26 protein-coding genes and 1 riboswitch are annotated in these 21012 nt (G+C 28.7%); of the genes, 4 read left to right on the top strand and 22 right to left on the bottom strand.

Features of this window, described 5'->3' with window-relative positions; translation table 11 throughout:
* A partial coding sequence (locus tag ACRC28_RS01735; RefSeq protein WP_438541734.1) for an NADH peroxidase occupies positions 1-436 on the bottom strand: 436 nt, incomplete at its 3' end.
* Positions 437-854: 418 nt separating this feature from the next.
* Between ACRC28_RS01735 and ACRC28_RS01730 the strand changes: the two genes are divergently transcribed.
* On the top strand, positions 855-2597 hold the full coding sequence (locus tag ACRC28_RS01730) for a methyl-accepting chemotaxis protein (protein WP_438541733.1): 1743 nt from the start codon (positions 855-857) through the stop codon (positions 2595-2597).
* A gap of 44 nt (positions 2598-2641) precedes the next feature.
* On the opposite strand, the gene ACRC28_RS01725 is transcribed toward ACRC28_RS01730, so the two are convergent.
* From ACRC28_RS01725 to ACRC28_RS01695, 7 genes are all read right to left on the bottom strand, one after another.
* Positions 2642-2938 carry a hypothetical protein gene (locus tag ACRC28_RS01725; RefSeq protein ID WP_438541732.1) on the bottom strand — a complete coding sequence of 99 codons (297 nt, stop codon included), beginning with the start codon at positions 2936-2938 and terminating at the stop codon, positions 2642-2644.
* A gap of 29 nt (positions 2939-2967) precedes the next feature.
* Positions 2968-4080 carry a metallophosphoesterase gene (locus ACRC28_RS01720; RefSeq protein ID WP_438541731.1) on the bottom strand — a complete coding sequence of 371 codons (1113 nt, stop codon included), beginning with the start codon at positions 4078-4080 and terminating at the stop codon, positions 2968-2970.
* Between the two features lie 134 nt (positions 4081-4214).
* Positions 4215-4844 carry a GNAT family N-acetyltransferase gene (locus tag ACRC28_RS01715; protein ID WP_438541730.1) on the bottom strand — a complete coding sequence of 210 codons (630 nt, stop codon included), beginning with the start codon at positions 4842-4844 and terminating at the stop codon, positions 4215-4217.
* A 113-nt stretch (positions 4845-4957) separates the two neighbouring features.
* Positions 4958-6262 (bottom strand): ATP-binding protein, encoded by a 1305-nt coding sequence (locus ACRC28_RS01710; protein ID WP_438541729.1) that lies wholly within the window; start codon positions 6260-6262, stop codon positions 4958-4960.
* A complete protein-coding gene (locus tag ACRC28_RS01705) occupies positions 6259-6936 on the bottom strand; it encodes a response regulator transcription factor (RefSeq protein WP_438541728.1) in 678 nt (225 codons plus the stop codon). Before ACRC28_RS01705 ends, ACRC28_RS01710 begins: the two co-directional genes overlap by 4 nt.
* Complete coding sequence (locus ACRC28_RS01700) at positions 6908-7486, bottom strand: class I SAM-dependent methyltransferase (RefSeq protein ID WP_438541727.1); 579 nt, start codon at positions 7484-7486, stop codon at positions 6908-6910. Before ACRC28_RS01700 ends, ACRC28_RS01705 begins: the two co-directional genes overlap by 29 nt.
* Before the next feature lie 101 nt (positions 7487-7587).
* Entirely contained in the window at positions 7588-8196 is a 609-nt protein-coding gene (locus ACRC28_RS01695) for a GNAT family N-acetyltransferase (RefSeq protein ID WP_438541726.1), read from the bottom strand.
* A 109-nt stretch (positions 8197-8305) separates the two neighbouring features.
* Between ACRC28_RS01695 and ACRC28_RS01690 the strand changes: the two genes are divergently transcribed.
* On the top strand, positions 8306-8650 hold the full coding sequence (locus ACRC28_RS01690; RefSeq protein WP_438541725.1) for a cupin domain-containing protein: 345 nt from the start codon (positions 8306-8308) through the stop codon (positions 8648-8650).
* A 113-nt stretch (positions 8651-8763) separates the two neighbouring features.
* Here ACRC28_RS01690 and ACRC28_RS01685 read toward each other — a convergent pair whose 3' ends face one another.
* From ACRC28_RS01685 to ACRC28_RS01655, 7 genes are all read right to left on the bottom strand, one after another.
* Entirely contained in the window at positions 8764-9561 is a 798-nt protein-coding gene (locus ACRC28_RS01685; RefSeq protein ID WP_438541724.1) for an ABC transporter permease subunit, read from the bottom strand.
* Positions 9554-10444, bottom strand: a complete 891-nt coding sequence (locus ACRC28_RS01680) for an ABC transporter ATP-binding protein (protein ID WP_438541723.1) — start codon at positions 10442-10444, stop codon at positions 9554-9556. The genes ACRC28_RS01685 and ACRC28_RS01680 overlap by 8 nt, the downstream gene beginning before the upstream one ends.
* Positions 10431-11057, bottom strand: a complete 627-nt coding sequence (locus ACRC28_RS01675; protein WP_438541722.1) for a TetR/AcrR family transcriptional regulator — start codon at positions 11055-11057, stop codon at positions 10431-10433. Before ACRC28_RS01675 ends, ACRC28_RS01680 begins: the two co-directional genes overlap by 14 nt.
* A gap of 117 nt (positions 11058-11174) precedes the next feature.
* The gene (locus ACRC28_RS01670) at positions 11175-11780 is read right to left on the bottom strand and encodes a hypothetical protein (RefSeq protein ID WP_438541721.1); all 606 of its coding nucleotides are present in this window, start codon (positions 11778-11780) and stop codon (positions 11175-11177) included.
* A 15-nt stretch (positions 11781-11795) separates the two neighbouring features.
* On the bottom strand, positions 11796-12116 hold the full coding sequence (locus tag ACRC28_RS01665) for a PadR family transcriptional regulator (protein WP_438541720.1): 321 nt from the start codon (positions 12114-12116) through the stop codon (positions 11796-11798).
* 440 nt (positions 12117-12556) lie between these two features.
* A complete protein-coding gene (locus ACRC28_RS01660; RefSeq protein WP_438541719.1) occupies positions 12557-13237 on the bottom strand; it encodes a diphthine--ammonia ligase in 681 nt (226 codons plus the stop codon).
* A gap of 34 nt (positions 13238-13271) precedes the next feature.
* Positions 13272-13643: a MerR family transcriptional regulator gene (locus ACRC28_RS01655; RefSeq protein ID WP_438541718.1), complete on the bottom strand. Its 372-nt coding sequence runs from the start codon at positions 13641-13643 to the stop codon at positions 13272-13274.
* A 150-nt stretch (positions 13644-13793) separates the two neighbouring features.
* Between ACRC28_RS01655 and ACRC28_RS01650 the strand changes: the two genes are divergently transcribed.
* Entirely contained in the window at positions 13794-14474 is a 681-nt protein-coding gene (locus ACRC28_RS01650) for a type 1 glutamine amidotransferase domain-containing protein (protein WP_438541717.1), read from the top strand.
* An 86-nt stretch (positions 14475-14560) separates the two neighbouring features.
* Here ACRC28_RS01650 and ACRC28_RS01645 read toward each other — a convergent pair whose 3' ends face one another.
* The 3 genes from ACRC28_RS01645 to ACRC28_RS01635 form a co-directional block, all read right to left on the bottom strand.
* Positions 14561-14725, bottom strand: coding sequence for a hypothetical protein (locus ACRC28_RS01645; RefSeq protein WP_438541716.1), 165 nt, complete (start codon positions 14723-14725; stop codon positions 14561-14563).
* Between the two features lie 89 nt (positions 14726-14814).
* Positions 14815-15639, bottom strand: coding sequence for a nitroreductase family protein (locus ACRC28_RS01640; RefSeq protein ID WP_438541715.1), 825 nt, complete (start codon positions 15637-15639; stop codon positions 14815-14817).
* A 255-nt stretch (positions 15640-15894) separates the two neighbouring features.
* A complete protein-coding gene (locus ACRC28_RS01635) occupies positions 15895-17064 on the bottom strand; it encodes an iron-containing alcohol dehydrogenase (protein ID WP_438541714.1) in 1170 nt (389 codons plus the stop codon).
* 149 nt (positions 17065-17213) lie between these two features.
* Here ACRC28_RS01635 and ACRC28_RS01630 point away from each other — a divergent pair, with 149 nt between their 5' ends.
* The gene (locus ACRC28_RS01630; RefSeq protein ID WP_438541713.1) at positions 17214-17591 is read left to right on the top strand and encodes a MerR family transcriptional regulator; all 378 of its coding nucleotides are present in this window, start codon (positions 17214-17216) and stop codon (positions 17589-17591) included.
* 25 nt (positions 17592-17616) lie between these two features.
* Here the strand turns inward: ACRC28_RS01630 and ACRC28_RS01625 are convergent, their stop codons facing one another.
* The 4 genes from ACRC28_RS01625 to ACRC28_RS01610 all read right to left on the bottom strand — a co-directional run.
* Complete coding sequence (locus tag ACRC28_RS01625; protein ID WP_438541712.1) at positions 17617-18696, bottom strand: FUSC family protein; 1080 nt, start codon at positions 18694-18696, stop codon at positions 17617-17619.
* Between the two features lie 84 nt (positions 18697-18780).
* Positions 18781-19284, bottom strand: a complete 504-nt coding sequence (locus tag ACRC28_RS01620) for a GNAT family N-acetyltransferase (protein ID WP_438541711.1) — start codon at positions 19282-19284, stop codon at positions 18781-18783.
* 153 nt (positions 19285-19437) lie between these two features.
* The gene (locus ACRC28_RS01615) at positions 19438-20223 is read right to left on the bottom strand and encodes a hypothetical protein (RefSeq protein ID WP_438541710.1); all 786 of its coding nucleotides are present in this window, start codon (positions 20221-20223) and stop codon (positions 19438-19440) included.
* A gap of 132 nt (positions 20224-20355) precedes the next feature.
* Positions 20356-20442: riboswitch (cyclic di-GMP riboswitch) on the bottom strand.
* 163 nt (positions 20443-20605) lie between these two features.
* The coding region (locus ACRC28_RS01610) for a toxic anion resistance protein (RefSeq protein WP_438541709.1) at positions 20606-21012 on the bottom strand (407 nt) is incomplete at its 5' end.

Below are 21012 nucleotides of genomic sequence, written 5' to 3'. Positions count from 1 at the left end.
TAGCTAAAGTAGCTAAATCTTTTTTACCTTGACATGCACCAAACTCAGCGTCAACTCTTGCTTGTAAGTTAGCTTTTGTATCAGCAACTACAACTTCTCCTAATAATTCAGCGAATTTAGCAGCGTGCTCAGCTTCTTCGAAAGCTATTCTTTTGTAAGCTTCAGCAACTTCTGGATGTCCTTCTCTATCTGCTTGTCTTGACATTGCTAAGTACATTCCAACTTCTGTACATTCTCCCATGAAGTTAGCTCTTAATCCTTCGATTATTCTTTCGTCAACACCTTGTGCTACACCTATTCTGTGCTCGTCAGCCCAAGCCATTTCTCCTACTTGCTCATTGAATTTGTCAGCTCCAACTCCACATACTGGACATTTTTCTGGTGCCATATCTCCTTCATGAACATATCCACATACTGTACAAATAAATTTTTTCATATTAATTTCCTCCTCTATTTTCACACACATAAATTTTATTTATTCTTCTAAACTTTTAAAAACCTTTTTAACTTTTAAAAATTTAGTTTCAATCTTTTTAATTTCTCTTTGGTATGTTTTTATTATATAATAATAATTATTAGTTGTAAATAGTTTTTTGAAATTTTTTTATTATTTTTTTAAACTGTCCTTTAAAATTATATTATAATTGGATAATATTGTATATCTTTTTAATATTACATTTTTTGACAAAATTCCATTTAAAATCTAAACTTTCCTCTTACCTCACTCAATAATAACTCCTAGAATTTTAACTCCCTTATCTTTATCCCGATACTTAATTTAATTAAAGAATTTATGATTACCTTCGATAATAATACGACAAATATTATTTTATATACTGAAGGAGGCTTATCCATTGTTTAAAAACTTAAAAATAAAATCAGCTTTTTACACTCTACTATCTATATTTATTATATCTATAACATTAATTACGGGCTTTGGTCTTAGTGCTTTACATAGCTTAAATAAACAACTTCTTTCAAATCTTGAAATTGAAGAATTACAAACTAAGTCTGTCGATAAAGCCAGAAGTGTTCAAGTTAACTTTAAAAAACAGGTTCAAGAATGGAAAAACTTATTATTAAGAGGTGATACTAAAAAAGACCTCAATTCTTATTATTCAAAATTTATTTCTGAAGAAGAAGCAACAAATGCAGATTTACTAGAGTTAAAGTCTCTCCTAGAAAAACAAGGATTAGATACATCTAAAGTTGAAGAGGCTATATCTACACATAATGAATTAGGTGAAAAATATAGAAATGCATTAAAAAACTTTAATACTAAAAATAATAATGTTAATATTGCTAAAATAGATTTATCAGTTCGTGGAATTGACCGTGTCCCTACTGATAACATTGATGCTATTGTAGCTGAAATTCATGCATATTCTACTAAAAGTGCAGCTTATATAAAATCTGAATCTGAAAAAACCTTTAGAAATGGTCTTATTTTCTTACTAGCAAGTGTTATTATTTTAATCTTTACTACTTTATTCTTAACACTTTCTTTTATAAAGAAAATAAACTTATCTATAACTTCATTAACTGATAAAGTATCTGATTTAGCTGAAAAAGATGGTGATTTAACAGTTAAGCTTCCAATTACAAGTAAAGATGAACTTGGTATTATTGCAGAGAAATTCAATATCTTTATAGATAAATTAAGACAAAATATTGTTGCTGCATCTAACTGCTCATCTTCTTTAAATACTGGTTGTAATAATCTAACTGTAAATGCTAATGAAGTAAATGAATCAATGCAACAGGTTGTTTGTACAATCTCACAGATTTCTGATGGTAACCAAGAAGTAGCAAGTGAGATAACAGAAGCCTCCTCTACTTTAGATGAAATCAGTAATTATGCTAATCTAACATCTAAGGATATGTCTCATATTATTGAACAATATGCTATTACAAATGACTCTATATCCCTTGGTAAAGACGCATTATTAAGACAACATAATCAAATGAATGAGATAAGCTCTATTACAGAAAAAGTTTTAGTTGCTGCTCATACCTTAGAAGAGAAATCAAATTCTATAAATGATATTGTTAATACTATTACTAATATAGCTAAACAAACAAATCTTCTAGCTTTAAATGCTGCCATTGAAGCTGCCAGAGCTGGAAATGATGGGAAAGGTTTTGCAATTGTTGCAGAAGAAATACGTAAGCTTGCTGAATCATCAACAGCCTCTGCTAATGAAGTTTACTTAAACATTCAAGATATTCAAGATGCTGTTAGTAAAACTACAACTTACATTTCTGATGCAAATGAAAAAATTATAGAGCAAGAATCCATAGTTTCTTCTGCAGAAGATTCATTTAATGAAGTTTTAGAACAAGTTTCATCTATAATGAATGATACTATGCAAGTTGATGAAAGAATGAAAGAAATTGATAGCCAGGTTAATATTTTAAATATGGCAATTCAAAATATTTCAGCTATTGCTGAAGAAACTTCTGCCTCCGCTGAAGAATCCTTATCTTCAATTGAAGACCAAACTACTATTATTTCAAATGTTAATGCTCAAATTTTAGCATTTAATAACTTAACAAATGACTTAAAAGAAGTTGTAAATACATTTAAATATAACTAACAAAAAGCTCCTTGAATTTCTCAAGGAGCTTTTTACATTCACTTTTAATAATATCCATTTTCACATAATAAGTCATAACAAGCATTTACTTCTTCATCAGTAAATAACTCACCATACTTAGGCTTAACTATAACTGCTTCCATAGTTAAATCAAGACGCTTTACCTTAGCTAATTTTGCAAAACAATCTGAAGTTCTTCCCTTTCTTAATATCTCTTGAATAGTTCTAACAGCTCCAAATCTTTCTATATTTTGAAGCATTCTTGTCATTTGACATTCATATTCCTTCTCTGCTATTTCACAATTTTTTATAAATTCTTCTGTTAACTTCTTCTCTAACATTTTCTATTCCTTCTTTCTTTCAAATTTTTCTATTTAAATGAAATTATAATTCTTGCAATTTCATTTCTTGATGCAAGCCTTATAGGTGGCCCCCAAGTTCCAAGTCCTGAGGTAACTATAGTTTGTATACCTGACTTTAATTTTACATAGCCATAATGATTTTCAAAGTGCATTTTAGTTATTAAATTAAAGGGGAATATCTGCCCTTTATGAGTATGTCCTGAAAGAATTAAATCTACATCTTCCTTTTTATATTCCTTAAAAACCGGTTGATGTTCTAAAACTATTGTTGGTAATTCCTTAGTCTTATTTTCATTCCATTCTTCTTTTCTTTTTCCACCACTAAAGCCCATTGGTGTTAAATCTCTTCTTCCACCAATAGAGAAGCTGTCACCAAACTCTATTATCTCATCTTCAAGTAATCTAATATTAGTGCTTTCTATAAAGTTTTTCATTCCTTCAAATGTCGCTCCTGCATCATGATTACCAAAACTTAAAAAAGTACCATAAGTGCTATGTATCTCATTAAATATCTCTTTAGCTCTACTTGGATTCTGTAACGCCTTATAGTTTTCATCAAAGACATCTCCTGCTATTGCAACAACATCTGGCTTCAAGCTATTTATTATATCTACGTTTCTTTTAAACTTCTTGTTATCATTAAAATACCCTAAATGTAAATCACTAATTAAAATAACCTCTAACTTTTCTAAATCACTCCTCTTATCTATCCTTATATTATAATTAGTTATTTTCACTTTACTTGCATTGTATCTTCCATATAAGAATATTAGTATTACCACAATTACTTGTGTTAATCTAAAATACTTTTCATGGTCAGTTCCTCCAAAAAGAATCTTTCCAATTAAATCTGTTATCAAAATAATAAAAAATGCCATAACAGAAAATCCAAAAGAATATAATCCAACCTTTCCAACAAATTTTCCTGCATTTCTTGATATTAATCCAATCGCTATGAATCCAACAACAGTTCCAATAATAATTAGGATTAATAAGATATATCCTGCATGTATATTAAAAGCATTAATTAGCCCCTTATTAATTGTATTAGCTATAAAAACATTCATTAATGCATATATAATTGCAAATATAACTAACATAATACTCTGTACTATCTTCATAAGTAGTCTTTTTCTCCCTCTTTAGTTAATTTTATTTTTATTATAACACTTATCTCTTCTTTTATAATAAATACCACTAAGAGAAAATCTCCTAGTGGCTTATTTAAACCTTACTATTCTATTTAATTTAAATACTACATTTCTAAAATTCCTTCATATAAATAAAACTTCATCTTTTCTTTTAGTTTAAGTGGCAATTCATATATTTTTTCTCCACACCTTAAAAGTCCTCTATGCTCATAAAACCCATAATTACACGTATCATCTGTATATAGATAAAATTCTTTTATATTTTCTTTCCTAAAATACTCCATTGCAAAATTAAATAAAGCTTTTCCTATCCCTGATCCTCTACACTTTTCATTAACCGCAAAAAATGCAATCTCCCCGTCATATGACTTATTTCTCTTACTTAATAACTCCTTATCTAAATCATCTATTCCTGAAAAAAACTTTAAAGTATTTCTTCCCTCTTTATTTAAATACAATTTTAAACCTTTTTTTACTTGATTTACTCCAGCTCTTAAACTCATCTTATATTTTTTAATATTCTTTGCCATAATAATTCCCACGGGCTCATTATCTATTAACGCCACCTTTGTATAAGTCTGACTCGCTAAACAACTTGCAAGATATAAACTAGCCATATCCCTTGCAACCTTTTCTGAGCAAAACGAATCATACTGCCATGTTTTCCTTATTATATTTTCAAGAGATATACGATCTTCCCTTTTATATTCTCTAAATTCTATTTTTCCTTTCATAATTTCTCAACTCCTAATTATAATACCTTTATTATAAAGCTTTGAGTTACTCCAAGGTCAATAGAAAATTTTTTCACTTCTTTATAATCCTCTAATGTTTTCTTCATCTGCTCTCACACTTTCTTTATTTCTATATTAAACCTTACATTTTCTTCTTCTTTTGTTACCTCTAACTTTCCATTATGTAGCTCAACTATTCTTTTAGCTATATTTAATCCTACTCCTGAGCCTTCAATTTCATCACTTCTTGCTGTGTCCATCCTATAAAACTTTTCAAATATTTTTTCTATATCTTTTCCTGATAAATTTTCACATTTATTTATAAAACTAATTTCTATTTTATTTTCAAAATCTATAACTTTTATTTTAAATATTGAATTTCTATCACTGTATTTTTCTGCATTTTTTATTAAATTCTCCAATACACGTGTAAATAATTTTACATCTATATTACATAGTAATTCTCTATATGGATTATCTAAATGAACCTCAATGTCTTTCTCTATGAATTCTAATATACTTTCCCCAACAATTTGATTTAATAAATTAGATATGTTAAATTCTACTTTATTTAATTTAATATCTGGACTACTCAATTTTGTATATTCAAATAATTCATTTACTAACCCTTTAAGTCTTAAACTTTTATCATAAGCTATCTTTGAGTATAATTTTCTATCTTCCTCTTTAATGCTCTCTTTATTTATAAGCTCTAAATAACCTATTATAGATGTTAGTGGAGTCTTTAAATCATGAGAAATATTAGTTATAAGTTCATTCTTAACTAGCTCTATTTTCTTTTCATTTTCTCTTCTTTCACTTAACTCTAGTGACATTTCATTAATACTCTCACAAAGTTCTGCAAGTTCATCCTTTCCTTTTACATCAATAGTTTTCCCAAATCCTTCATCCTTAATTTTTTTTACTTCTTTTGTTAAAAAAGTTATATACTTAACTTTTTTATTTATAAATAACGTGAATATAATTATAAAAAGAACTACTCCTAATCCAATAGTTATTAAGCCTATATTTAAAGATATAAAATAATTATTTTGCATATATTCTATAAGCCTTGGTGTAATATATGGTACTAAAATCACTGTTGCAACGACTGCAACTTCAATCGTTATAAATACAGATACTATAAGGGCTATAATTAAATATATATTTAACCTATTTAAATTAAGCCTTTTCATTTTTTTCATATTAAATATTACTATTGTTGCTACAAATACTATAAAAGAAATAATTTTAATCAATCTAACATTTTCTACTGGGAATTCCGAGTCAATCATCCCTTGTTTTTGTTGTATTGATACTAAGATTGCATACCCTTCTGCTGCAACTAATTGAGCTAAAATGAACCCTACAATTATCCCTAAAATCAGATTATACTTACCTCTTATTTTATTTATCATATCTTATATCCAACACCCCAAACAGTCTTTATATATTCTGGATTCTTAGGGTCTTTCTCAATTTTTTGCCTTAACTTAGTTATATGAACCATTATAGCTGTATCACCTACTACATATTTATCTTTCCATATCTTTTCATAAATTTGCTCTACACTAAAAACAATATCTCTATTTTCACATAAAAGCTCAAGTATCTTATATTCAGTCGGTGTTAAATTTACTTCTTCACCAGAAACAGTTACTCTATGACTCTTTATATCTAAACTTAATTCACCTATATTTATTATATTTTTCTGTTTATTATTAAAAACTGTATATCTTCTAAGTTGAGATTTAACTCTTGCAATTAACTCCATTGAGCTAAAAGGTTTTCCTATATAATCATCTGCACCTAAAGTTAATCCCTTTATCATATCAATTTCTTCATTTTTTGCTGTCAAGAAAATTACTGGCATAGTATATTTTTTTCTAATTTCAATAAGGGTTTCTATGCCATCTCTTTTAGGCATCATAATATCCAATATAATCAAGTCATATTTATTTTTTTCAATCATTTGTAAAGCTTCCTCTCCATTACATGCCTTACTCACAACAAATTCTTCTGACTCTAAATAAATTCCTATAAGCTCTCTAATATCCTTATCATCATCTACAACTAATATATTCTTTTGCATTCTCTTCTCCTTTAAATTCAAGTACATAAGCTGGTGGTATATTTCTAAGTACTCTCTTATATTTAAGTGTTGAAAAATACTTCTTAAAAAAATCTACCTTTAAAAGAGAATACTGAAATGTTATAAATCCAGTTCCACCCTTTAATATACTCGCTGTCTTACTTAAAATATTTTTTGAAACATCACTAGGTAATGATGTAAATGGAAGTCCTGATAAAATATAATCTACTTTTTCTATACTATACCTTTCCAAAATTTTATCAATATTTTCAGCGCTCTCATTAAGAACTATTACATTATTTTTATATCCATACTTCTCTTTTAAAATATTATAAAACTCTTTATTTATCTCAATTAATATAACAATAGTATCTTCCTTCACTCTTGAAAGAAGCTTTTCAGTAAATATGCCTGTTCCTGGTCCATATTCAATAATACATTTTGCTTCCTTAAAATTAATATCACTAATCATTTTTTCTGCTAAATACTTGCTACTAGGCGCAATAGCTCCTACACTTCTTGGGTTTTTTATATATTCTAATATAAACATTTAATATTACCTCCGTTATCTTTTTTATTATTATAAAAATAAAAGCTTAAGTAATATCATATAAAGTTTTTAAGATTTCTTAATATTTTAACCTTAGAATTTTAATGTTTATATACCATTTTATATTTACAAACCATCCCTTTGCTACATTCAGCTTTATCATATACTTTAAACCCTAAATGTTTATATTTTGCCACATTTCCTAAAGTTTCAGTTTCTAAAACACAATCATACCCTCTGTAGTCCGCTTCACTTGTTACAGCTCTAATTAACTTACTCATATATCCTTTTTTTCTATATCTCTTGTCTACTGCAACCATCTCTATATAGAAAACTTTTTCCTGATCTCTATATTCTTTAACTTTAGGTAGCTTTCTGAATTTTCTTATAATATCATTTGTGAAAATATATTTTATTAGCTTAAAGTTTTTAAATAATATTTTTAACAGCTTTATTTTACTTTTATAATTTATTTTCCTACTATCAATAACACCAATAACTCCCTCAATATTATGAGATGTCGCATATACTGTACCAATTGTCATCATAACTTCAACAACAATTCTATAAATTTTTAGTAATATTTTCTCTCTCAAAACTTTTTCTTGAAAAAAATATATCATTAAAGGATTCTCCATAAAGGCCTCAGCTAGCAATTCGCTCACCTTTTGTATATTATTCATATTTAATTTTACTAATTCATTTTTCATACATCTACTCCTGTATTTAAATTATTAAATTTTTTTATATTTTTATTCCCCCTCCTACAAACTTATATTATTTTAATTTATACTTAGTAATTAGAAAGGTGTGATTTAAATGGAAAATAGATTATTTAAAGTTAAAGACTTTAAAATTGATAATGACAATGAAGCTACAAAAACAGTTTTCTATACATCAGATTATACAAGTGGATCTGTTTGGAGTGTAAAACCAGGGCAAGTAGTTAAATCTCATATCCATACAACTTCTGATGATTTATGGATTTGTATTCAAGGAGAAGGAATATTCTATCCTAATAGTGAAGAAGAAATATTTATCACTAAGGGTGATATGGTATTATCTAGAGCTAATGAACAACATGGTATGAAAAATACTGGAAATGAAGATTTCGTATTCGTTAGTGTTGTTGCACCAGTTCCATCTGATTTTGTTTTAAAATAGATAAAATTTTATAGTAAATTCAAAAAACAAATAAATAACTCAAGTAGAAAAGTTTAATTCTACTTGAGTTATTTATTTAAACCAAAAACCTATACTGCCTTAAATCACTCTTTTTATAAAGATAAATCTCTTTTTGAAAATATATATGTTCCGACACCAAAGAACAACACCACGACAGAAAATAGTATTAAAATTGCTATTCCGACACCTTCTCCTTTAATTATATCTGTCGGATTAAATACAGTAAATAGCGTCAGATATTTTAATCCTTCTAACTTGTCGCCCATATTAGCTATTGCTTGCAACAGGTAAAATAAAACTGGTACACCTGCGCCTATCATAAAGTAAGTTTTTGAACTGTTGCTTATACATGCAGCAAAGAAACATATTGAACTTATAGCTATTTGCAAGAAGTAAAGCACTATGTTTAGCATAATAAACTTTTCTATATCTAAACCATTCGGATGCGACATACTACTTAATATTATTATCAATACTGTCGTATACGAGATTAGTATAGCTGTCGTAACGCACATGAATAACGCTTGCGTCAATACTATTTTAATTCTTTTATTTCCTGTCGTTAATAAATATGCCATAGACCCTTTATCTATATACGACATGATTAATTTATTTCCTAAAATTATAGTACATATTATAGGAAATATTAAAAGTATAAATCCATACAAATAATTTGCGACATACTCTGTAAGATTGGTGACAACTGCATCCATTCCAAAAGCCTTCATCATCTCTGGCATACTCTTTGCCATTTCTTCAAAAATATTTATAGTAGATGGCTCATACATATATACAATACTGGTTGAATACATCGTTAAAACCGCTAGAAATGTCAGTATTATCTTATAGTTTGATTTTATTTCTTTCTTAAAAAGTGTTCCACTAATCATTTTCTTTACCTCCGTAGAAATGCATAAATAGCTCTTCTAAGCTTTGAGTTTTTACATCTAAGCTTTTAACTTCATATTTACTCAATGTATTTATAAATAGATTTATATCTCCTTCTACTAACACGCTTAAAGTGTCGCTACTTAATCTTTCTATTTTAAACTTTTCTGTCTTAAACCCTTTTGTCGCATTTTCATTTTTGAATGTGACAATGTAGTATTTACTTTTTGATTGCGACAATTCTCTTACACTTTCCACTGCGACAACTTTCCCATCTTTTATTATAGCAGTTCTGTCGCAACATTTTTCAATCTCATCAAAAATATGTGACGACATGAAGATAGTTCTTCCCTTTTCCTTCTCTTCTAATATAAGTTCTATGAATTTATTCTGCATTAATGGGTCTAATCCACTTGTCGGTTCATCTAATATAAGAACCTCTGGACTTCCCATAAATGCACATATTATCCCTATTTTTTGTTTCATTCCTTTCGACATTTTCTTTATCTTACCTGTCGGATTAAGCTCAAACTTTTCAATTAATTCTTTTGCCCTGTCGAAATTTTTTATCCCTTTTAAATCTGCGACAAAATGGATAAACTCCATGCCTGTCATATCATCCATAAATGCAATTTCACCAGGAAGATATCCTAAAATCTTTTGTATCCTGTCGCACTCTTTTGAGCAATCCATTTCGTTTATAATACACTCTCCTGTATCTTGATGTATAAATCCCATTAGATGCCTTATAGTTGTTGTTTTCCCTGCCCCATTGGGTCCTAAAAACCCAAACACCTCTCCTTTTTTAATTTGGAGGTTAACATTGAAAATTCCCTTGTTATTTCCATAATCCTTTGTAAGATTTTTTATTTTAATTATCTCCACTTAAATACTCTCCTTTATAAGTATTGCTCTTAAAAAAATTTATAATTTCTATAAATCCCTCTTCTAATTTTTGCATGTCCACTTTTTCCTTACAATTTTCTCTCATATATCCATCAGCACACCAATTAAGCATTTTATCTAATTTATCAATTTCTACACCTTCCTTAAACTTAAAAGTATCTATACCTTTTAAAATCTCCTCATTCTTTAATGTAATCATAGAACCATTCTTTTTAGCTAGCTCTAATTTAATTTCTTCATCTTCCTCATAGTAAACCTTCATTAAGAACTCAAATAAATTTTTATGCCTATTAAAAATATTCAACTTACATCTTGCACCTTCTAAATACAACTTAAAAAAATCCTTCTCTTGGAATAATTTCTCCTTCAAAGCTTCTTCCATAATTATCTCTACTCCATAATCATATAAATATAGGTACAATTCCTTTTTGTTCTTAAAATAATGAAATAATAAAGATTTTGAAATTTCTGCTTCCATAGCAATTTCAGACATTGGCGACTTTTTATATTTATTTTCTGAAAAAACTCTATATCCTGCATCAATAATCCTCTTTCTTTTCTCATCTGATAAGTTAAAAAATTTTTGATTCATTTCCCCACCTCTTCACTTCCCATTAATTGGTATAATTATAATCCTATTGACCGATTTGTAGAAGACCTTAAAAACAAAAAAACTCAAAATAATTTTTCATTATCTTGAGTCTTCTCTCTATCTTAATACTACATCTGTTACAATCATAGTAATAAATCCTATTATAAATGAAGCTATCACAAACATATATGGTGAACTTGTTACAAATAGTATTGGCATTTCTATATTGAAAAAACCTGCCATAAAAGCACCCACTCCTATTAATGCTATATTAAAGCTCCATTCAATTTTCCTTTTTTTACTTCTTCGTAATTTTCCCGAGCCACTTTTTTTAGAAAATATTCTTCCTAAGCCCTCACCTACTAAAAGTATCATAGCAAGAAATACTATGTCTAGCGTAAACTCTAACACTCCATTTTTAGTCCTTATTAATGCAATGGCTGACATCCCTATAAATAATGTACTTATTACTTGTCCCACTCTTAATAATATTCCATTGCCTTTATCTAAGCTTTCTAAGACCTCATTGACGAAGCCTTTAGTATCACTACCTACCAACACACTTACTGGTGTACTATCTTCTTGTGCTAATAGAAACATATCTAATATATCATTTCTTACTTCTTCCTTATGTAATGTGTTTATCTGCTCTACCTCAATCTCTGCCATAATTTCATTGTAAACATCTAGATACTCACCATCTAACCTCTTTTTTGCGCCCATATTCTTCTCTCCTTTTTAAATCTCCCATAGTTTTTTAATACTTAAATCAATCGTTTCCCAAGCTTCTTTAAATTCTTTAACCTCATTTTCACCATCTTCAGTTAAGCTATAATATTTCCTATCTGGTCCAAAAGGTGACTTCTTCTTCTTAGACTTTATAAGCTTATTCTTTTCAAGCCTTAAAAGAAGTGGATATAAAGATCCCTCTGCAAACTCTTCAAAGCCATAATCTTGAAGTTTTCTATATATCTCATAGCCATAAGTTTCTTCCATAGAAATTATCTTTAAAATAACTCCCTCCATAATCCCCTTCATTAACTGCGTTTTATTTATCATCTCATTCACCAACTTCTCTACATTGCATCACAACATAGTTTAATTAAAAAAATTCCATATCTATAGTGTAATACAATATAGATATGGATTCAATAAAATATTCTATTTTATTTATATTTTTTTCCATTTTGCATTTCTACTTTTAAAAATTATCATTTTACCATAAACATATAAAATAGTATAAAAACATACTCATTTGACCTCAAATGAGTATGTTTTTATATTTATGAGTATATTTATTTTATTCCATTAACTCTTCACTTAAAGGGTATAGACACAAAACACTATACCCTATTTTATCTTAAAGATAGCCCCAGCAAATGGTATATCCTGTCTCAAGCCTCTATTTCACCTATCTTAGATTGATATAATTTCTATATTTCAAGATTTATTTTTAAGTTTTAAAATAGTTTTCCACAGGCTCTTACTCTTTAATTTTTTTATTTCTCTAGCTCTAGCTTTAAATACATATTATGCTCGTCTTCTATAATTTCTTTGTATTTAACTTTTATTTCTTCTTTGAAGAGTGGTCCATCTGTTACTACTGTATGAAATTCTCCAGCTTCTCCACATGGGTCTATTCCTCTTTCTTCTAGTTCCTTTATATATTCAAAAGTTAGAACTTTTCCAAGGTCTTCTTTTTTCATTCCACTTCTTTTATCTATTGTTATAACTCTTGTTATGAAGCCTAATGAGATAAATTCATTTATTACTTCTTTATGGCTCATGTTCCAAAGTGGCATTCCTATTTGAAGGTCTGCTTTGTTAGCTACTTTTTCATACCAACATCCATGCTCTGGCATGTCTATATCTCCTGTTATTAAAACTTCTGCTCCTAAAGTTCTTGTTTTTCTTAAAATATCCACAAAAACTTTCTCATAATCATTCCAGTTTGTAGCTCCTTTAAATAAAGGAACTCCTATGGCTTTTGCTTGTGCTTCTAGAATATCTGGAAAAAGACTATGTGCTCTTGACCTTTCTCCATCCTCTTCCATCATAACTATTATTCCTAAAGCGTTTCCTTCCTTCATCCCCTTATATAAGGCTAATGAACTATCTTTCCCTCCGCTATATGATGCTACAAACTTTTTTCCCTTAGCACCTTCGCTCCAATTTTTCATATATCTTTCTCCTAATCTGTTTAAAGCTAGAAATTTATTTTTCTAGCTTTAAGTTTATTTCATCTATATATCTTTGAATTTCATTTTTTTGTTCTTCTAATTTATCTCTATGCTCTACAAGTATATCTCTTGCTGTTAAGTCGCTTCTTTTATCTAACAATAGCATGACATTTTGCTTTATCCCTTTCATTGGCATTCCTATAGTCCTTAAGCACTTAACTAAATTTATAAGCTCCACATCTTTATCATTAAAAACTCTTATATTATTTCTATCTCTTTCAAAAGCCGGTAGAACTCCCTCTTTCTCATAATATCTAATCTTTGATTGTGGTACATTTGTTATTTCTGCAATCTCTTTTATTTGATACATAAAATCATCTTCTTTCGTTCTATTTTTTAACTCCACACTTTGTTTATATTTTTTTTAAATTTATCTTCTTGCCTTAAAGTATACTTTAAGTCCTATACTAAATTCAACAGGTAAATATCAAAATATTTTCGAAAAGATTTGGTTAATATAAATAAGAAAAAATATAAATTTTAGGAGATGTTACAAATGAAAAAAGTATTAGTTGTTGTTACAAATATATCTAAATATGAAAATACAGAAAGACCTACTGGTTTATGGCTTGGTGAAGCTGTTCACTTTGTAGATGTTATAGAAAAAGCAGGTTATGAAATTGATTATGTTAGTTCAAAAGGTGGATATACTCCAATTGACCCACACAGCTTAACAAATGATTTTATGACTCCTACTGATTGGAAATACTATACTGATAAAAAATTCATGGACAAATTAGGAAATACAATGTCAGTTGATGAAGTTAATGCTGATGATTATGAAGTAATTTACTACACTGGTGGACACGGAGTTATTTGGGACTTCCCTAACGACACTAAAATGCAAGAAGTTGCAAGAAAAATCTATGAAAATGGTGGAATAGTTTCAGCTGTTTGTCATGGTTTAGCTGGATTATTAAACATTAAATTATCTAATGGTAAAAACTTAGTTGATGGAGTTAAGGTTACTGGATTCTCTAACAGTGAAGAAGTTGCTGTTGGACTTGATAAATTAGTTCCTTTCTTAACTGAAACTGAACTTGTAAACAGAGGAGCAAACTACGTTAAAGCTGAAGATTGGGCTGAGTTTGCTGTATCACAAGATAGAGTAGTTACAGGACAAAACCCTGCATCTGGTGCTGCTGTTGCTAGAGAAGTATTAAATGTATTAAAATAATTGAATCTGTCTCGTAAGATATTATTTCAAAGGATACTACGATTAAAGTTAAGCCTGGCAGGATTCCCTACCAGGCTTAATTATTTTTAATCATCACTACATGTACAGAAAGAGTTCTGAACCTGTACATAGTCCTCATCTGATAAACTTTCTAGATATTTATCAAAATGTTCCTCTGAACAAAAGTCCCCTACTTTATTTGAATAACAATTATCCTCTAATTCCCTTCTACAATACAAACATTTCTTCATAAAAACACCTCTTTCTATTTTTATTTTATCAAAAAAAATCCTCCTAAGTCACCTTTTAAAAGTGCCTTAAGGGGATTTTTTTAAGTTTACTACATTCTAGTTACTTTTACTTCTTTTCTTGGAACTGTTCTCTTATATTTAACCTTAGGATACCCTATAACCATACATGCTACAAGCTCCTCATTTTCACCTATTCCTATATACTCTTTTAACTTTGGATTCATTGCTACAGCTCTTTCTAAGAATCCACTGAAGTATGTACCAAGTCCTAATGCATTAATCATTAATTCCATTTTAGATGCTGCAAGTCCACCATCTATAGCTCTCTCTGCTTTAACTAAAATTACTAGAGGTGCCTTAAAGAAGAATCTATCCTCTCCGTTTGGATTTCTTAAGAATTGCTTATACATCATCTTCCACATTCTTGCATACTTTATATATGCTTTTGGCGTATTTTCATCATTCATCATTTGATCAGCCATTGCATTTAAAGTTTCTAATCCCATTTTTCTAAGCTCTTGAAGCTTTTCTTGAACAACTACATATGATACATCTTCTGAATTTGTTCCTGTTTGAGTATATCTTCCTGCTTCAATGATTTTTTCAATCTTTTCTTCTTCAACAGGCATATCTTTAAATAATCTAACACTTCTTCTGAACTTCATAAAATTCATTAGATTCTCTGCTTCAATATCAAAAGTTTCCTTATCATATTCTATAACTTCATCCATCGAATAATCTTTTTCATCATCACATGAAATTGCTTTTACTGGACAAATAGCAATACAGTGACCACATTTTATACATGTTTCATTTTTTATAAATGATTTTCCATCAATCATTTCAATATCATTTACAATACAATCTTGTTTGCATAGAGTACACCCTATACACTTATCCTGATTAACTATCATTTTTTCCACTCCTCTAAACTTAATATATATATTTCTTATTATGCACCTTAAAGTATACTTTAAGTCAAATTTTTTATAACCTCTTCTCTATTTTCCCCACCTCCTCTATAATTAAACTAAATTATACTCTGATTATATTAAGAAAATTTCTATAATGGAAAGTAAAGATTTTCAAGGTGTTTCCATTTATGATAAATGGCTTTAAATTCAAAGGGCTTAATGAATCTAATAAATTCATTAAGCCTTTTTTAATGCTTATTTAAATGATTTTTGTAATATAGATACTACATCATCATTATTTATTTCTATTGGGTCAACTGTAAATAATCCACCCATTGTTTCTCTTGCATTTATAGCATACTTTTCTAAATCATCATATTTTATACCAAACTCAGACATTTTTATATTATCTACATCACAAGCTTTTTGTAATTCTACTAATGCTTCAACAAAGTCCATAGCTTTTGTAGCATCTTTCTTTCCAAGTGCTTTTGCCATGTCTATCATTCTTTCATCACAAGCTCCAGTATTCGCTATGTGAGTATAGTAAGCTTCGCTTATCATTATAAGTCCTGCTCCATGTGTTATATTTGGGTGGAATGCACTTAAAGCATGCTCTATTGAATGCTCTGATGTACATCCTGAAGTTGATTCAACTAACCCTGATAAAGTATTTGCAAGGGCAACATTTGCTCTAGCTTCTTCATCTGTTCCATCATTAACTGCAGTTTTTAAAGATTTTCCTATAAGCTCAATTGCTTTAAGTGCGTACATATCACTCATTACATAAGCTGTATTGTTTAAATATCCTTCTGTGCTGTGGAATAATGCATCAAATCCTTGATATGCAGTAAGCATTTTAGGAACTGTCATCATTAATTCTGGATCAACTACTGCTATAACAGGGAAAGTTTTTTCATATCCAAAACCAATTTTTTCATTCATATCTTCATTAGTTATTACTGTCCAAGGGTCAACCTCAGTTCCAGTTCCTGCTGTTGTAGTTATTGCAATTATAGGTAATGGATTGTTTGAAGGCATCATTCCTTTTCCAGTTCCACCACTTATATAGTCCCAATAATCACCTTCATTAGTAGCCATAACAGCGATACTCTTAGCTGCATCAATACTGCTACCTCCACCTAATCCAATAACAAAATCACAGTTATTTTCACGAATAATCTTAGCACCACTTCTAACGTTTTCAAGTGTTGGATTTGGTTGAACCTCATCAAAAACAACATAGCTAACATTTGCTAACTTTAATTCATTTTCTAACTTCTCTAAGTATCCAAACTTTCTAGTAGATTTTCCTGCTGATATTACTATTAAAGCTTTTTTCCCTGGTAAATTCTCTTTATGAAGATTACCTAATTGTCCTTTTCCAAATAAAAGCTTTGTTGGCATATAATAATTAAAATTCATCTTATCTCGTCCTCCTGAGTCTTTCTTTAAATTAATCCTAAACCTTAGAGTCCACTCTAGGTCAATAACTTTTTAAAAATAAATTTATCACCCTATAGTCTATGTAGTATAATTTATTTATATTAAAAAATAGTTTAGGAGTAGATTTTATGTACACAATAAAGAGAGTTTCTGAAATGACTAATATAAGTCCATATACAATAAGATACTATGATAAAGAAGGATTACTGCCATTTATAACCCGTACAGAAAATGGAATAAGAAAATTCTCTGATACAGATTTGGAATGGCTTAAATTAATAACATGCCTAAAAAATACTGGAATGCATATAAAAGATATAAAACAATATATTGATTGGTATATCATTGGAATGGATACCTTCGATGATAGAAAAAATCTTTTATTAGAACATAGAAAAACTGTTCTAAAACAGATGGAAGAGCTACAGTTTAATTTAGATAAAATCAATTATAAAATTGAATACTATAACATTGAAAAATCAATTCATCCTGAATTAAAAAGGTGATAGCTATATTAAGCTATCACCCGCCTTACTCTTCAAACTTTATTCTACTGTCTATTGCTACAATTATTGATACTATAATTGCTGCTACAATAGTAAATCCAATTCTATAATCTACAAGATAATCTGGTGAATACCCCGAGATTTTTGAATGAACCTCTAATACTAAATATGTTATAAATACCATTCTTTTATAATATGCCATTGGAAATACAAGATAAAATATTGCTATAAATAAAAATATGTTTGTAAGCTCAACACTTGGAGCAAACTTATGTACAACTAAAAATATGATAGCCCCGATAATTGTTCCAAGGGTTCTATCTATAATCATTTTTTCAGACATTAATGGGTCTATAACTAAAATAGCCGACGCAACTATAATAATCCACATACTCTCTGGATTCCCAATGTAAAGCATGTAATAAATTGCTCCAGTCATCAGAACTGTTGAAATAATTGCATGTCTAAGCTTCTTCATTTTAAACTCTTTATCCAAATCTTCTTCTATAAAAAAGTTTATTTTCTTTAAGTTTTGTCCCCATGTTTTAAAATCTAATATTCTTGCTTCTTTATAATATTCATCACGAGTAAAGAAATAATAAAAAGCTATGGATAGGACAATCCCTATAAGTAAACATCCAAATACCGCTTTAAAATCACTTCTTGGAACTCTCTCATTTATTAAAATAATATAAGTTAATAAATATCCCCTCGTACTTGCTATTTTCTCTTTATGTGTAAAGAAATAATACATCATAAAGATAACTATAGCTGATGCTATTATCGCAATGATTCTGTTGAAAGTACATAAATAAGCCGCAACTCCAACTAACATTTGCATTACTATAATTTTTATAGACTCTAATACAAATCGTCCCTTAAAATCCTTATCAAATTTTGTAATTCCTGTGTACGCTGAAGTAAATCCTATAATCAATCCAATTTTAGGATCATATATATATGCAATAGCCGAAACTAGCAAAATCATTATAAACTTTTTTGCTGCTCTTAAATATTTAGGTCCTAGTTTTTCATCCTTATATAACATTGTAAATATTATTAAGGCTAAACAAACTGCACCTATGTAAATAGGTTGTATATTCATTTTCTTTTCTCCTTTGTATAAAATTCGCCATCTAAAAATCCTATCAAATTTATAGCAGTTTGTCTAATCCTTGATAGCTATGTCTTACTTTAAAAGCTTCTCAAATGCAATCCTTTCTGTACTATCTAAAAGTCTTATCATTCCACAATAGGTAAAATTATTTTTCTCCATTAATCTTTTCATTGTATTATTGTCTTTATGTGTATCTATTTTTATACTATACACACCATTTTCTTTAGCTAATTCCTCTGTAAATTTTAACATCTTACTTGCAATACTCTTATTCTTAAAGTTTTTGCTAACTGCTAATCTATGTATCACTACAAAGTCATCATTGCTAAGCCATTTCCCTTCTATTTTCTCATAAGTTTCTTCACCTTTAAAGCTTATAACTCCTGTTCCAATAACTTCTCCAAACTCTTCAACTACATAATTATCTCCTGAATTTATATCCTTTATTAAAAGTTCATCTGTCGGATATTCACCTTGCCATTGAAAAACTCCTGATTCCTTTAAATACTCCTTTGCATCGTCTATTATTTTACGAATACTATTAAAATCCTTTAAAACTGCTTTTCTAAAAATCATAACCTTCTCCTATCAAATCCTATTATTAAATTCCCAAAATAATTATAACATTATTCACAAAACTCCCCAAAATATCTTAATTTTAAAAATGAAATTTATGCTAAAAAAAGTCCAAAGATAAGGCAATTATCTTTGGACTCTAATAATCTTTTATTATCTAATTATTGGAATTCTAACTGTTATTGGTACTGGTGAGTTTGTAGCTTCACCTTCTATTTTAAATTCAAAATGTGTTCTCCATGATTCTACACCATTCATAGCTTGTACTCTCATTTTAACTCTAGTTCTGCCAAGACTATCACAGTAAGCCACTGGATAAATATCTAATCCACTTGATTTAATCATGCTTAATCTAATGTAATTTCCAAAACACACTGTGTTAAACTCTGCATTTTGTAAATTCATTTCAAGGTCAAATCCATTTTTTAATTGATTTACAGTAACCCCTTTATCTACATTTGTAGTGATTTTAGGTGTTCCAACAAATAAATTATTGTTAACCTCGATATTTAGCTTTCTAGCCTTTCCATCAGTAAACATACTTCCATCAACATTTATAACCCAATCTCCAAGATATTTAATTCCTGAGTTTGCCCAGTTAACATTAATTATAAAGTAATCTTTACTATAATGTACCCCTTCTGATATAGAAATATCATAATTTTGAGTTAGAGCATCACTAAATTTATATGGATCTGTTGTTGTTAATTTTACACCTTGTGGTAAATTAACTTTTAGATGTACTGCTCCATCTCCACTAACCATATCTGAATATTTTACAGATGTTACATTAGGTTTTAGATCTTGTAAAAACACCTGTCTTTCTTGATTAGTTACTGTTTTTGCATTTGCAATTTGAGTTGGCATGATAGCCGTAACTCCTATAACAGCTGCTGTACATAAGTTTAGCGCTATTATTTTTTTGATAGATTTGTTCATTTCTATTCCCCCTATTATATAAAAAATTTTATAAAATAGATAGGTCGCAAGCATACTTCATTTTAAAAATGAAGTAACCGAACAAGGATATAAAGAATAATCTTTATGTCCCCCGTAAAAGTCTAAAAGACTTTTAGCAACTGGCTGATATAGCATTTAACTGCCTTAATCCCTATAGCTTTGCGTCACAAGATTTCCCTTGTTTTGCCTATTCACTTTACAATTAAATTGTAAATTAATAGTAATTCATTGTCAACATTTTATTCCTAATTAGTTATTTTTTGTATTATAAGTGCAAAAAAATGCTATTTCTTTGACAGAAAAGAAATTCTGTTAGTAATAGCATTTTTCTAGTTTTTATATTTTAGTCTCAATATTTTATTTATCTTTTAAAATCTAAAAGCTTATTTTTTAATTGTTCCTCAATACTTCTTAGCTCTACCTCTGCTTCCTTACGTTTTTGACGACCTTCAGTTTGGATATTAAGAATTTCATCAAGTGTTGATATTAATGTTTCATTTGTACTCTTAAGTGTTTCTATATCAACAATTCCTCGTTCTGATTCTTTTGCAGTTTCTATAGTTGCAGTTTTTAGTATTTCTGCATTTCTTTTTAAAAGCTCATTTGTCATGTTAGTTACTTCTTTTTGGGCTTTTAAAGCATCACTTGCATGATTAACTCCAAGTGTTAATACAATCTGACTTCTCCAAAGTGGAATTGTATTTACTATTGTTGATTGTATTTTCTCTGCCATTAAAGAATCATTATTTTGAATTAATCTAATTTGTG

The organism is Clostridium sp., from assembly GCF_051650885.1.
GTDB lineage: Bacteria > Bacillota > Clostridia > Clostridiales > Clostridiaceae > Clostridium.
The sequence above is the reverse complement of the archived record's forward strand: the minus strand, read 5'-3'. Positions and strand labels throughout refer to the sequence as shown.

Excerpts from the sequence above, each read along its gene's own strand:
- ACRC28_RS01725 (WP_438541732.1), bottom strand. The coding sequence starts at position 2,938 with ATGTTAGAGAAGAAGTTAACAGAAGAATTTATAAAAAATTGTGAAATA.
- ACRC28_RS01720 (WP_438541731.1), bottom strand. The coding sequence starts at position 4,080 with ATGAAGATAGTACAGAGTATTATGTTAGTTATATTTGCAATTATATAT.
- ACRC28_RS01715 (WP_438541730.1), bottom strand. The coding sequence starts at position 4,844 with ATGAAAGGAAAAATAGAATTTAGAGAATATAAAAGGGAAGATCGTATA.
- ACRC28_RS01710 (WP_438541729.1), bottom strand. The coding sequence starts at position 6,262 with ATGATAAATAAAATAAGAGGTAAGTATAATCTGATTTTAGGGATAATT.
- ACRC28_RS01705 (WP_438541728.1), bottom strand. The coding sequence starts at position 6,936 with ATGCAAAAGAATATATTAGTTGTAGATGATGATAAGGATATTAGAGAG.
- ACRC28_RS01700 (WP_438541727.1), bottom strand. The coding sequence starts at position 7,486 with ATGTTTATATTAGAATATATAAAAAACCCAAGAAGTGTAGGAGCTATT.
- ACRC28_RS01695 (WP_438541726.1), bottom strand. The coding sequence starts at position 8,196 with ATGAAAAATGAATTAGTAAAATTAAATATGAATAATATACAAAAGGTG.
- ACRC28_RS01690 (WP_438541725.1), top strand. The coding sequence starts at position 8,306 with ATGGAAAATAGATTATTTAAAGTTAAAGACTTTAAAATTGATAATGAC.
- ACRC28_RS01685 (WP_438541724.1), bottom strand. The coding sequence starts at position 9,561 with ATGATTAGTGGAACACTTTTTAAGAAAGAAATAAAATCAAACTATAAG.
- ACRC28_RS01675 (WP_438541722.1), bottom strand. The coding sequence starts at position 11,057 with ATGAATCAAAAATTTTTTAACTTATCAGATGAGAAAAGAAAGAGGATT.
- ACRC28_RS01670 (WP_438541721.1), bottom strand. The coding sequence starts at position 11,780 with ATGGGCGCAAAAAAGAGGTTAGATGGTGAGTATCTAGATGTTTACAAT.
- ACRC28_RS01665 (WP_438541720.1), bottom strand. The coding sequence starts at position 12,116 with ATGATAAATAAAACGCAGTTAATGAAGGGGATTATGGAGGGAGTTATT.
- ACRC28_RS01660 (WP_438541719.1), bottom strand. The coding sequence starts at position 13,237 with ATGAAAAATTGGAGCGAAGGTGCTAAGGGAAAAAAGTTTGTAGCATCA.
- ACRC28_RS01650 (WP_438541717.1), top strand. The coding sequence starts at position 13,794 with ATGAAAAAAGTATTAGTTGTTGTTACAAATATATCTAAATATGAAAAT.
- ACRC28_RS01645 (WP_438541716.1), bottom strand. The coding sequence starts at position 14,725 with ATGAAGAAATGTTTGTATTGTAGAAGGGAATTAGAGGATAATTGTTAT.
- ACRC28_RS01640 (WP_438541715.1), bottom strand. The coding sequence starts at position 15,639 with ATGATAGTTAATCAGGATAAGTGTATAGGGTGTACTCTATGCAAACAA.
- ACRC28_RS01635 (WP_438541714.1), bottom strand. The coding sequence starts at position 17,064 with ATGAATTTTAATTATTATATGCCAACAAAGCTTTTATTTGGAAAAGGA.
- ACRC28_RS01630 (WP_438541713.1), top strand. The coding sequence starts at position 17,214 with ATGTACACAATAAAGAGAGTTTCTGAAATGACTAATATAAGTCCATAT.
- ACRC28_RS01625 (WP_438541712.1), bottom strand. The coding sequence starts at position 18,696 with ATGAATATACAACCTATTTACATAGGTGCAGTTTGTTTAGCCTTAATA.
- ACRC28_RS01620 (WP_438541711.1), bottom strand. The coding sequence starts at position 19,284 with ATGATTTTTAGAAAAGCAGTTTTAAAGGATTTTAATAGTATTCGTAAA.
- ACRC28_RS01615 (WP_438541710.1), bottom strand. The coding sequence starts at position 20,223 with ATGAACAAATCTATCAAAAAAATAATAGCGCTAAACTTATGTACAGCA.